The organism is Bilifractor sp. LCP19S3_H10 (genome assembly GCF_052119185.1).
Lineage (GTDB): Bacteria > Bacillota > Clostridia > Lachnospirales > Lachnospiraceae > Bilifractor.
This window is the reverse complement of sequence record NZ_JBQKFT010000001.1, coordinates 42,318-54,808: the sequence shown is the minus strand read 5'-3', so window position 1 is coordinate 54,808 and position 12,491 is coordinate 42,318. Positions and strand designations below refer to the sequence as shown.

At 45.2% G+C, this 12,491-nt stretch carries 8 protein-coding genes; 7 read left to right on the top strand and 1 reads right to left on the bottom strand.

Annotated elements, in window-relative coordinates; genetic code table 11:
- The first annotated feature begins 75 nt into the window (after window positions 1-75).
- The 6 genes from ACTQZS_RS00210 to ACTQZS_RS00185 all read left to right on the top strand — a co-directional run bounded on the left by ACTQZS_RS00210 (window position 76) and on the right by ACTQZS_RS00185 (window position 8,378).
- The gene (locus ACTQZS_RS00210; RefSeq protein ID WP_441474039.1) at window positions 76-1,104 is read left to right on the top strand and encodes a Gfo/Idh/MocA family protein; all 1,029 of its coding nucleotides are present in this window, start codon (window positions 76-78) and stop codon (window positions 1,102-1,104) included.
- A gap of 54 nt (window positions 1,105-1,158) precedes the next feature.
- Window positions 1,159-1,587 (top strand): hypothetical protein, encoded by a 429-nt coding sequence (locus ACTQZS_RS00205; protein ID WP_441474038.1) that lies wholly within the window; start codon window positions 1,159-1,161, stop codon window positions 1,585-1,587.
- 660 nt (window positions 1,588-2,247) lie between these two features.
- Complete coding sequence (locus ACTQZS_RS00200; RefSeq protein ID WP_441474037.1) at window positions 2,248-2,823, top strand: RNA-guided endonuclease TnpB family protein; 576 nt, start codon at window positions 2,248-2,250, stop codon at window positions 2,821-2,823.
- Window positions 2,824-3,002: 179 nt separating this feature from the next.
- Window positions 3,003-3,320 (top strand): hypothetical protein, encoded by a 318-nt coding sequence (locus ACTQZS_RS00195; RefSeq protein ID WP_441474036.1) that lies wholly within the window; start codon window positions 3,003-3,005, stop codon window positions 3,318-3,320.
- A gap of 107 nt (window positions 3,321-3,427) precedes the next feature.
- Window positions 3,428-5,725 carry a glycoside hydrolase family 3 C-terminal domain-containing protein gene (locus tag ACTQZS_RS00190; protein ID WP_441474035.1) on the top strand — a complete coding sequence of 766 codons (2,298 nt, stop codon included), beginning with the start codon at window positions 3,428-3,430 and terminating at the stop codon, window positions 5,723-5,725.
- Window positions 5,726-5,900: 175 nt separating this feature from the next.
- Complete coding sequence (locus ACTQZS_RS00185; protein ID WP_441474034.1) at window positions 5,901-8,378, top strand: glycoside hydrolase family 2 protein; 2,478 nt, start codon at window positions 5,901-5,903, stop codon at window positions 8,376-8,378.
- A gap of 21 nt (window positions 8,379-8,399) precedes the next feature.
- Here the strand turns inward: ACTQZS_RS00185 and ACTQZS_RS00180 are convergent, their stop codons facing one another.
- Complete coding sequence (locus ACTQZS_RS00180) at window positions 8,400-9,599, bottom strand: helix-turn-helix domain-containing protein (RefSeq protein WP_441474033.1); 1,200 nt, start codon at window positions 9,597-9,599, stop codon at window positions 8,400-8,402.
- A 230-nt stretch (window positions 9,600-9,829) separates the two neighbouring features.
- On the opposite strand from ACTQZS_RS00180, the gene ACTQZS_RS00175 reads away from it, so the two are divergent.
- On the top strand, window positions 9,830-12,469 hold the full coding sequence (locus tag ACTQZS_RS00175; RefSeq protein WP_441474032.1) for a glycoside hydrolase family 3 C-terminal domain-containing protein: 2,640 nt from the start codon (window positions 9,830-9,832) through the stop codon (window positions 12,467-12,469).
- Window positions 12,470-12,491: the final 22 nt, after the last annotated feature.

The window sequence follows — 12,491 nt, the reverse complement described above, 5'->3', positions numbered from 1 at the left end:
GATGCTGGTGGATGGAAATACCAGTGGATGGAAATACTAATGGATGGTAATTGATGGAGATATGGAGAGACAGATATGAAGCTAGCGATAATCGGAACCGGAAAAATAGTACAGGAAGCTCTTTATGCAATAGATTCTTTGCGCGGCATTGATACCCGGGCCATCTTCGGAAGGCCGCACAGCCGGGAGAAGGCGCGAAGTCTAGCGGATCAATACAGGATACCGGAGGTGTATACCGATTACGAAATGCTCCTGGAACAGTCAGACGCGGATACGGTATACATCGGTCTGATCAACAGCGTACACTATGCTTACGCGAAGGAGGCATTGCTTCACGGGAAAAACGTGATTCTGGAGAAACCGTTTGTCCTTGAGAGCAGTCAGGCGGAGGAACTGCGCGATCTGGCCAGGGAGAAAAATCGAATCATTCTGGAGGCTGTCACTGTGCTGCACAGCGCTGTCTTCCGGAAAATGCGGGAATGTCTTCCCGGTATTGGAGCCCCAAAGCTTGTCCTCTGTAATTATTCTCAGTATTCCCGCAGCTATGATGCGTATCTGAACGGTGTGATTGCTCCCGTGTTTGACCCGGCGCAGTACGGCGGGGCAGTGAACGATCTCGGGGTATATACGATTCACTACTGTGTCGGCCTGTTCGGAATGCCGGAGGATGCGGAGTATTTCCCAAACAGGGGCTATAACGGGGTGGACACTTCCGGAGTTCTTGTCCTGACGTATCCCGGTTTCATCTGTGTATGCGCGTCCGCAAAAGACTCGGACAGCCCGGGTTTCATCAGTGTCCAGGGAGAAAAGGGATGGATGCGTGCAGACGGGAAGCCGAACGTACCGGAAAAGCTGACGATTCAGACGCTTGATCTGGGAAATCCGTCGGTCAGTACAGATGCGGCGGGCGCGACTGTGCGGAAATCCATTGTAAAGGATTATTTACCGCCTGCAGTCCGGCACCGTATGACGCAGGAATTTGCGGACTTCGCGGAGATTATTGACGGGAAGGAGAATGCGGTAGCGGACGAACTGATGGAGGAAACCATTCAGGTGGTGAAGGTCCTTGAGATGGCAGGCATGCAGGATCACATGCGTTCATGATCCAGAATGCCGCATGTCCCTTGCCAGGATTAATACAAATAGGGGAATTTGTTTATGAAAAGATTCACAATTTTTCTAACCGCCGCCATAAGTATTTCACTGTTATCCGCTTGCGGAGATCGTCAAACATACGAAAGCCATACATCTGAACCGATGAAAGAGCAGCCAACAGCCACGCCTGAACCTATTGAAGAAATACCAACGGTCACACCCGAACCTTCTGAAGAGACACCAACGGTCACACCCGAACCTACTGAAGAAACACCGACAGTCACACCTGAGCCTACTGAAGATTCACAGACAGATGAAATATGGTGGCGTTCTATCACAATCACGACAACCGCACCAGCTCCAGAAGACACAAATCCATACGGCTACAACATGAGTCAGTATTCTGATGGAGAAGATTTATACGATGATAATGAGGATGATTTTGAGGACGAAGAAGAAGCAGAAGATTATTATGATGACTATGGAGAATAATATAATAATTTTTACGATATTTATATCCTCGCTGACTGGTATGACCTTGATGGAACAGAACTGAAGGAAGCAGTAAAGGAAACCTTTGAGCAGAGAAGCACAGGGTTTGATGACGTAAGCGGTAAACAGCCAGTACCTTATTAAAAAATACAGCTGCCATTTCTGGCAGCTGCAAGTTATCGTATGCCGAGAAGAATATCAGCCAAGGTGAAAGAGCAGAGAAGAATGCAAATGAAAAATATAAATAAATCCCAATTATGATTGGATATTGGGAGAAAGGAGGATATAATTGGGAGTAGAGATTTTCTCCCAACGGCAGAGAATATCTCCCAAAATAATGAATAAAATGGGCGATAAATATTCGCTTTGGGAGAAAGGAGAACTCATCATTGCGAAAATTTGATTATTCTTATGTTGTGGATCATATTGTTCCGCACTCTCATGCACGAGAAAAGGACAGGACAGGTCAACCTGATGACGAAGGACAACTGGCTCGGAACTGACGCCGGAGTGGTGGATCGGATAGCATACTAACCAAAGGTCGGATGCTATTTTTGAGAAAAACTGTATATTTATGATGGTGGAGAAGATGCCATCTGCAACAGGTGAATTCCTGCGGCAGGTGGCATTTTTTATCTCTTATAATGGGTGCTTGCCGGGATGCAGGAAACTCTCTTTCATGAGTTTGAGCAGACGGATGAATTCGTCACCTGGGCTGAATATCTGTTTTCGTCTTCGCACGCTCAGAAACACATCCGGAGACTTTACAGGAAAAAACAGAATGCAGTGAAGGATTACCTTCACAAAGTGACCAGATGGATTGCAGAATACTGCAGAAAAGAAGATATCCGCTGTGTGGTTGTGGGAGACATCCGAAATATCCGTAAAGAGAAAGATATGGGGCATAAGACCAACCAGAAGTTTCACGGACTGCCATATAACAGGCTGTATATCATGCTGGAATATAAGCTGAAACTGTATGGGATCCAATTGATAAAACAAGAGGAAAGCTATACCAGCCAGTGCAGTCCATTATCACCGGGAGTATCAAAAAGATATGCAGAAGCATCAAACCGAAAAGAACGGGGCGTGTATATAACTGACGGAGTAAGATACAATGCAGATGCAGTAGGCGCATTTAATATCCTGCGGAAATATCTTTCCGTATTCGGAAAGCAAAAAGAACTGTCCGTAACCGGACTGAAAAATCCAAAAATAATAAAAGTAGCTGCATAGCCGAAAGGCAAGCAGTATTGGTGTCATGGATGCACCCTGAAAAAAGGCGGTATCCCGCCAGATTTCAGATGCTCTGGTAACTTAGTTGCCGAGTAGTTCACGGCATTGTTAATATGTTTACCGATGGTTTTTACATCACGGTCAAAAAGCTCCGCCATTTGATTTCGTGTAAGCCACGTTTGAAAATCCCGTACAGATGCCCTGCGGGGAAGCCTTTTGAACAGGGAGAGAAAATAGCGGGCTGGAGAGCCTGCGAAGTGGAAGGCGGCGCTTATGTAAACGGAAGGGACGTTATTCTGTGTGACGGAAGCAGCGCAGTATTCCGATATATTTCCCTGGACCGGACGCCGCAGGAAGTTATCACTGACTGCAGTGGGGACGGAAAACTTACGGTTTTGGCAGATGGAAAAGCAATTGCGGAAGCAGAGCCGGAAACCTATGAAATCAAAGTAACCTGTAAAGGAGATGTGGTACTGCATTCCGTGACCATTCAGTAAAGGAAATGCAAACCTATTTTTACAATAAATAACTCAAAACTATAATACGAAAAGAAAAATATATGCTATCTTTATCCCAAAGAGAAAGATTGGCAGGAGGATGAAACATGGAAACAGCAAAAATAAAAGAATTGGTCTCCAGAATGACTCTGGAGGAGAAAGCATCTTTGTGTTCCGGGCTTGATTTCTGGCATACAAAAGGAGTGGAACGTCTCGGAATCCCTTCGGAAATGGTCTCAGACGGACCTCACGGACTCCGCAAGCAGGACGATAAAGCAGACCATTTGGGAATCAACGACAGCATTCAGGCTGTTTGCTTTCCAGCGGGATGTGCAACCGCATCCAGCTTTAACCGTGAGCTGGTGACAAAACTTGGAGAAACACTGGGGGAAGAGTGTCAGGCAGAAAATGTAAGCACAATCTTAGGCCCGGCTATGAACATTAAGCGTTCCCCGCTGTGCGGACGTAATTTTGAATACTATTCAGAGGACCCGCTTGTGTCAACGGAAATGGCAGGTGCGTTTGTCCACGGCGTCCAGAGCAAACATATCGGAACAAGTCCGAAGCATTTTATGGCAAATAACCAGGAATATCACCGCTTAACAAGCTCTTCAGAAATGGATGAACGCACCATGCGTGAAATTTACCTTGCTTCTTTTGAAGGAATGGTAAAGAAGGAAAAGCCGTGGACCATTATGAACGCATACAACAAGCTGAACGGCACATACCTTTGTGAAAATAAAGAAATGCTCACAGATGTGCTCCGCAAGGAATGGGGATTTGACGGCTATGTAATGACAGACTGGGGTGCGATGAATGACCGTGTGGAAGCTCTGAAAGCAGGCTGCAATCTGGAAATGCCGTCCTGTGAAGGCGCTACGGATGTGGAAATTGTTGCCGCAGTACAGGACGGAACACTGGATGAATCTGTACTGGACAAGTCCTGTGAAGAATATTTGAATGTTATTTTCAAATATGAGGAAAACAGAGACAAAAACGCGGTATTTCAGCATGAAAAAGACCATGAGACAGCCCGGGAAATCGAAGAGGAGTGTATTGTGCTTCTGAAAAATGAGGATGCGCTTCTCCCGTTGTCCGCAGACAAAAAGGTGGCTTTTATCGGCAAATACGCCGAGGAACCACGCTATCAGGGCGGCGGAAGTTCCCACATCAACAGCTTTAAAACAGAATCTGCAATGGACGCCGTAGAATTTCTCGCAACTGTAAAAAAGGAAAACATCACATTTGCCAAAGGCTTTGATGATGTTGAGGATAAAGTGGATGAAGCATTGGCTGCAAAAGCCGTAGAGGCTGCTGCTAATGCGGATGTGGCGGTAATCTTTGCCGGACTGCCGGACAGCTTTGAATCCGAAGGGTATGACCGGAAGCATCTTGGGATGCCGAACTGCCAGAACGCACTGATTGAAGCGGTGGCGGAAGCACAGCCGAACACCATAGTTGTGCTTCACAACGGCGCTCCGATAGAAATGCCGTGGCTCGGAAAAGTAAAAGCCGTGCTGGAAGCCTACCTGGGCGGACAGGCTGTGGGCGGCGCAGTGGTCAATGTGCTTTACGGAAATGCAAATCCAAGCGGACGATTGGCGGAAACATTCCCACTTCGGATACAGGATACGCCGTGCTATTTGAATTACGGCGGAGAACATGACAAATCGGTTTATTCAGAGGGCGTATTTGTGGGATACCGCTATTACACATCCAAAGAAATGGAAGTCCTGTTCCCGTTCGGATACGGATTGTCTTATACGACCTTTTCTTACGGCAATCTTACGGTGGACAAAAAGGAGTTTAAGGAAAGTGAAAAACTGCTGGTATCCGTAGACGTAACAAATACAGGCGCATGTACAGGAAAGGAAGTCGTACAGCTTTACGTAGCGCCGAAGGGCGGAACAATCATCCGCCCGGTACGGGAGTTAAAAGCATTTGAAAAAACAGAACTTGCACCGGGTGAGACAAAAACCGTCACCTTTGAACTTGACAGCAGAGCCTATGCATACTGGAATACGGAAATCCATGACTGGCATGTGGAGACCGGAGCCTATGAAATCCAGATTTGCCGGAATGCACAGGAAGTGCTTCTGTCAGAGGAAGTACAGGTAGAATCAGAAACCGTCCTGCCGAAAGTGTATACCCTCAATTCCACAATGGGAGAAATCATGGCAGACCCGAAAGGAAAAGCCATATTGGAACAGGCAATGGGTGAAATGGAAGGAATGGACGGCGAGAGTACAGAGGAACAGATGCAGGATGATTCCGGAGTGATCAATGACGAGATGATGGCGGCAATGATGGAAGCCATGCCGCTCAGACAGATGCTGAGTTTTGTACCGGGAGTGACAAAGGAAGCACTGAACCAGCTTGTTGCAGCGCTAAACGCAGCAGAATAAACATACAGATCTACAAAAAAATACCGGGACAGGGGATTCAAGTTTCCTCTGTCCCGGAGTTTTTTTGAAAAATTGTGTTACAAAATTATAATAATAAACTTATATTTATAATACGGAATACTCTTCAACTGTTAGAATATTTAAAAAATGAACAAGCTGCATTAGGGAGGTCCGTATGAAAAAAATATCTTTAAACCAGAATTGGCAGTTTGCCAAAGGAACCATAACAATGATGGAGTTAATGATGGGAGACGCAGGAAATATAGAAAATATTGATTTGCCCCATGATGCCATGATTTATCAGGAAAGAACTCCGGCAACTGCGAATGCACATCAGACAGGATTTTATCCGGGCGGTGAATATACTTACATGAAAAAGTGGGAGATTCCGGAAGCGTGGAGGGGATGTACAGTTGTTTTGGAATTTGAAGGTGTTGCAGATACCTGCCGTATTTATATGAACGGGGATCTTGTAACAGAGCATGTGAATCCATATACAGGTATTTTTGCAGACGTCAGCGGTTATCTGAAGTATGGCCAGGAAAATGAACTGAAAGTAGAAGTATGCAGTATAGAGCAGTCCAGCCGCTGGTATAGTGGTGCGGGGTTATACCGTTCTGTGTATGCATGGGTGGGAAAGACTGTGCATATTCCTGCCCAGGGGGTGCGTGTTACAACAAGAGAAGCTGACTGTGAGGCGGCAGTCGTGGAAGTAGAGGTTCCAATCTGTAATCGGGGAATGGTTTCCGAAACGGTACAGGTGGAAATTACATTGACCGGACCGAATGGGGCAGAAGCAGCCGCAGAGCACATACCGGTAACTGTTTTTGGAGAAAGCACGCAGATGTGCTGTCAGTGTTTGCTTGTAGAGCATCCTGCATTGTGGAGTGATGAAACACCAAATCTATACTCCTGCCGGATTACAATTTCTGAGGATGAAAATCCGATAGACAGTGTAAATATTTCAACAGGAATCCGTACACTTCGGCTGAATGCAAAACATGGTCTGTTGGTGAACGGTAAACCAACGAAACTGAGGGGGACTTGTATTCACCATGATAATGGGATTATCGGAGCAGCAACATTTCCAGATGCGGAGTATCGGCGTTGCCGCCAGATGAAGGAAGCCGGATTTAACGCTCTTCGAAGTGCACATCATCCGATGAGTAAGGCAATGCTGGATGCCTGTGATAAGCTGGGCGTGTTGGTGATGGATGAACTGAGTGATATGTGGACTCGGACAAAGAATCCCCATGACTATGCAAATTATTTTCCGACACATTGGAAGCAGGATGTGTGGGACATGGTGGAAAAAGACTATAATCATCCATGCGTGATTTTGTACTCGACCGGAAATGAGATTCCGGAGGCGGGCACTCAAAAAGGGGCAGAATGGAATCGGAGGATTCATGCAGAAATGAAACGGCTGGATGCCACACGCTATACGACGAACGGAATCAATGGTCTGATGGCAGGAAATGACCGAATGGGCGAAATTATGTGCCAGGCTACAGGGATGACTCCGGAGCAGCTTGAAGCGATGCAGCAGCCGGATGAGCAGAAGCGTGGAGGCGCAGATGAAATCAATGGGATGGCTGAGGTTATGGTGGGACCGCTGGCAGATGCGATTGCCACCAGTCCGATTCTGGAAGAAATGATAGGAGAATTTGCTGCGGCAAATGACATTGCCGGATATAATTATCTGACGGCATTACATGAAGAAGATCACATACGTCATCCGAATCGGGTTGTGCTTGGCACAGAGACTTTTCCGGCGGACATTGTTCATTTGTGGGATATCGTAAAGCGCAATCCACATGTGTTAGGAGACTTTACATGGACCGGATATGATTATCTGGGAGAGGCCGGATGCGGTATATTCCATTATAATGGAGGAGTGAATTTTTCAGCGCATTGGCCGGACAGACTGGCAGGTATCGGTGACATTGATATTCTTGGTGATCGTAAACCAATCAGTTATCTGCGGCAGGCAGTATTTGGAATTGGCCATGCACCATCTATCGGTGTACTTCGGATGGATAAGGCAGGAATTGAAGTCGGAAAAACACCGTGGATGTGGAAGGATAACCTTGCAAGCTGGACATGGCCGGGATATGAAGGGGAAACAGCAAGTGTGGATGTTTATGCCAATGCAGATGAGGCAGAACTGTTCTTGAATGGGGAAAGTCTGGGACGAAAGTCGATTGGCGGAGTATATGTTGTGACGTATGAGGTACCTTATCATCCGGGAAAGCTAGAGGCAGTCAGTTATCTGAACGGAGTGGAGGCAGGCCGGGCTGTCTTACAGACAGCAGGGAAAGCGGTGAAGCTTAAGGTTGAAGCCGACCGGAATGAACTTCCTGCTGACGGAGAAAGTCTTACTTTCGTAAAAATCAGACTGGAAGACGCAGCAGGAAATTTCAATCGTCGGGAAAGTGCAGCAGTTACAATTAAAGTAGAGGGATGTGCTGCATTGCAGGGATTCGGAAGTGCAGACCCGAGCTGCGAAGGAAGTTACCAGTCTCATACATGGAATACCTATGACGGCAGTGTAATGGCAGTAATCCGGGCTGCAAAATGTTCGGGGAAGGCAGTCGTAACCATTTCAGCGGTAAATTTTGCAGAAGAAAAACTCGTTCTGAACATCAAATAGAAAGATGCCCCGCCTGGTATATTAGTAGATTTTGTGGGTCTGATTCCGATACTGTGTCGGAGTCAGACCATATTTTTTCTTAAATACAGTCTGAAAGTAAGACTGACTGGAAAAACAAAGATAGTTACTGATTTCGCTTAATGTCTTATCCGAATATGTCAGGAGACTTTTTGCCTCTTCCAGCTTACACCGCATAATGAAGCTGCAGACATCGAAGCCGAGCTCTTTTTTGAACTTGTTTGTCAAATAAGAGCGGCTTCTTCCGATATGCTCAGCTACATCGCCAACCTGAATGGATTCGTTGATGTGGTGAGTAATAAACTGAATACACTCAAATATTTCCAGAGACATTCCCTGAGGAATTTTATTTTGCGAAACCCGTTCCGTAAAATCAATCAGCATAGAATAAGACAAGGTTTCAATGTGGGAAATATTCTGCAGCTTTTCACATTCACGGATATATACATCGGCAAGCTGGTAAGCCTGTTCCATATCCATTCCTCCGGCAATGGCACTTCTTGTAACAATTGCAACAGTTGTAATGAAAACATTCTTTTCCTGCCGGAGGGAGTTGTCAGCCATAAGACCACCCGATAATTCGGAGGGGGTGTTTAACAATGTTTTCATTTTTTCGACGTCTCCATTTTGAATATACTGCAGAAGTTTCTGTTCAAACTGGTAGGTATTATGAAAATGCTGTTCTTCCTTTGCATTCATCACCTGATTGGAATGTACATTGGAAAACTCGCTGATGCTGCTTATGTTTTCCAGATTAAAATGCTGTCCAACAGAAATATATTCATCGTTGAAACACAGGTGAAGCCAGGCAAGTGTCTGGAGAAACTGGTTAAAGGAAATCTGAGGAATATTGACCAGAAATTGGAGTATATCCGGTTTGTGTTCCTGACTGATTGCCCATTCCTGCATGAAAGTGCGAAGTGTAAGATCTGAAATAGGTGTGCTGAATACAGGGCCAATGATGATTACGCAATCAGCATGCTCCGGCTTTATATAACCATAATAGCCGAAGGACTGCGAGATAAAATAGTCCGGGTTTTTTGTGAAATGTCGGAAACCGGACAGGATGCCTTTAAAAACAGACGGATCTTCCAAAATCGAAGGAAAGGAACAGTCATTGTCGGGTGAAGCGTGGTAATAGCCAATCGGTATGGAGGTTGATGCATAAAATAATTCACAAAATGCCTTTAAATCAGTAATCATGGAAGACTCCTCCAGGTAAAACCGTACTTTTAAACTCTCTTTGAAATGGATGAAATACTAATTATAAGGTGTTCTATTTATAAAAACAAGGACAAAATTGAAATATTGTAATCAATATTGTAATACAAAAATTATATGGTTTGATATTTTATTTTATAGATAACTCGTAACTGTGAGGGTACTGAACAGTTACGATAACTCAATGAAAGTATTTAAAAGGAGAACTCAACATGGGAATGGAAGATTTTTGGGAACAGCTTCCGACAGGAAAAGAAGATAAACCATTGCTTTTTGAAATGGGACCGCTGGAGTACGATTTTCATGATATTGACGGATTGTATTTTATGCTGGATCGTCGACTATCCGGCTGTCTGCTTATGATGTGGGCAAAGCCGATGAATCCGGATATTCAGGGAACCGTCACCTTAGATAGCAGGGTGGTATCCGGCTGTATCAACCAATATATGGAAGTTATGGGAAATATGTGGGTGCTTGGAATTCCGCTTCGGGGACTTGTGACAGAGTACGGTCGGGAATATCAACTTCACGTGGAAGGTTTTGTGGACATGGATGGGAATGCGATGAATCCGCAGGATTTTACGGTCAGAGGTGTGGAAAAAGTGAAACCGAAGCCGGAAGATGCAGCACATGAACAGATTGCACTGGAAGCCGCCAGGGAGGGAATCGTTCTTTTGAAAAATGAGGCGGAAGTTCTTCCACTGAAGAAGGGAACGGTATTGAATCTGTTTGGCAGAGGTATTCACGAATTTCGTATCGGAGCAGTGGGGGCAGGCAAAATCAATCCTCGCTACAGTGTTAATTTTGTGGAGGCTGTCAGGGAAGGAGAAGCTTATTCACTGAATGAAGAACTGGTTGAATTTTACGGCTGTGACAGGGATGAGATACCGGAGGACGAGATGTTGATGCGTGCAAAGAAATTGTCCGATACGGCAATCGTGTTCCTGACACGTGCAGCAGGAGAAAACCAGGATGCTTCCACGGCGAAAGGGGAATACTATCTGAGCGAGGCTGAAGAAGCACTTATTGCAAAAGTAACGGATACATTTGCAAAGACAATTGTGGTTTTAAATGTCGGATATCCGATTGATGTGACATTTGCAGAAAAGTATGCAGTTGCAGGACTTATATATTCGGGATTTGGTGGAATGCTTGCAGGACCGGCACTTTCGGATATCCTGAGCGGGGCTGTAAATCCGTCAGGGAAGCTGCCGGATACATGGGCAAAGGATTATTTTGATATTCCGTCGTCGAAAAATTTCTATGACTGTGTAGATAAAACACGTCTGACAGCAGATGAAAATATATATGTGGATACTTGTTACGAGGAAGACATTTATGTGGGATATCGTTATTTTACAACATTCAGGAAAAAAGTGGCGTATCCGTTTGGCTACGGATTAAGTTATACAGAGTTTTGTATCAGGCAGGAGAATATTCGATTTGACGGGGAAGTACTGGAACTGGATGTATATGTGAAGAATGTCGGGGAAAAAGCCGGAAAAGAAGTTGTTCAGGTTTATGTAGGCAAACCGGAATCAGAACTGGAGCAGCCGGAAAAAGAACTGGTATTCTTTGAAAAAACAAAGGAACTGCTTCCGGGAGAGGAACAGAAGATTCCTGTTCATGTTCCGGTGAAAGTATTGACTTCATATTCGGAAGAAAAAGCGGCGTATATTTTATCAAAAGGATATTACCGTATTTATGTGGGAAACGGTATTGAAGCAGCGGAATGCGGCGGATTCGACGAAGAAGAAACAAGAATAATCAAACAGGTAACCAATCTGCTTTGCTGCGATTACAAATTTACAAGATTATCCAAAACAAATCCGGATGATACATGGCCGACAGGAGCGCATTCCGGAGTGGTCAAAAATAAGTTGACATTTTTGCCTTATGAGAAGAGGAAACATTATCCTGCAAAGTTTGATATGGAGAAACCGGAAGAGAAGGTAACATTTGATGCTGTAAGAAAAAATCCGTCACGTGCGGCTGAGTTTGTGGCACAGATGTCACCGGAGGAACTTGCCCGCATCAGCATCTGTGCCTCGGCAGGGTGGGGAATGGAAGGTATCGGTGAGGCAGGTCGTGTATTTCAGACAGAAGGATATGATTTGCCGGACTTTCCGGTGAGCGATGGAAACAGCGGAGTCAATCTGAACATCAAAAATATTGGAATGCCGTCAGGCGTTACAATCTGTGCTTCGTTCAATAAAGAATTATCGGAAGCAATCGGGTGTGTAATCGGGGAAGAAGCGAAGGCATTGGGCATGCCGCTGGTTCTTGCACCAGCATTTAATATTCACAGAAATCCGCTAAATGGACGACAGCCGGAATATTTTTCGGAAGATCCGTATTTGTCCGGTGTCATGGCCGGATTTTATGCAAAAGGATTGGAAGGAGCCGGGATCGGAAGCTGCTATAAACATTTTATCGGGAACAACTGTGAATCTTCCAGAAAGCGAAATCAGAGTCTGATTTCCGAACGTGCAATCCGGGAAATTTATTTCCGAACTTTTGAATATGCGATGGATGTTCATATGCCAGCCAGCTTTATGACGGCGTATAATGCGGTAAACGGCTGCCCGACAGCAGCGGATGAAGAACTTCTACAGGGGCTTCTCAGAGAAGAAAATGGGTTTGCCGGTTTTGTAATGACGGATTGGACAACCTATGACAGTGTAGATGTGGCAGCAATGGTACAGGCGGGAAACTGCTGGATTACGCCGGGCTCTAATGATGATACATATACCGGTCAGATAAAGAAAGGATTGGAGAACGGTACCATAGACATGGCAAGACTTCAGGAGAATGTTACCGCTCTGATTCGTACAATGGCAAAATTTTCGTAACTGTTCAGTACCCTCACAGTTA

Bases quoted from the DNA above. Each gene is read 5' to 3' on its own strand.
- ACTQZS_RS00210 (WP_441474039.1), top strand. From the start codon at position 76: ATGAAGCTAGCGATAATCGGAACCGGAAAAATAGTACAGGAAGCTCTT.
- ACTQZS_RS00205 (WP_441474038.1), top strand. From the start codon at position 1,159: ATGAAAAGATTCACAATTTTTCTAACCGCCGCCATAAGTATTTCACTG.
- ACTQZS_RS00200 (WP_441474037.1), top strand. From the start codon at position 2,248: ATGCAGGAAACTCTCTTTCATGAGTTTGAGCAGACGGATGAATTCGTC.
- ACTQZS_RS00190 (WP_441474035.1), top strand. From the start codon at position 3,428: ATGGAAACAGCAAAAATAAAAGAATTGGTCTCCAGAATGACTCTGGAG.
- ACTQZS_RS00185 (WP_441474034.1), top strand. From the start codon at position 5,901: ATGAAAAAAATATCTTTAAACCAGAATTGGCAGTTTGCCAAAGGAACC.
- ACTQZS_RS00180 (WP_441474033.1), bottom strand. From the start codon at position 9,599: ATGATTACTGATTTAAAGGCATTTTGTGAATTATTTTATGCATCAACC.
- ACTQZS_RS00175 (WP_441474032.1), top strand. From the start codon at position 9,830: ATGGGAATGGAAGATTTTTGGGAACAGCTTCCGACAGGAAAAGAAGAT.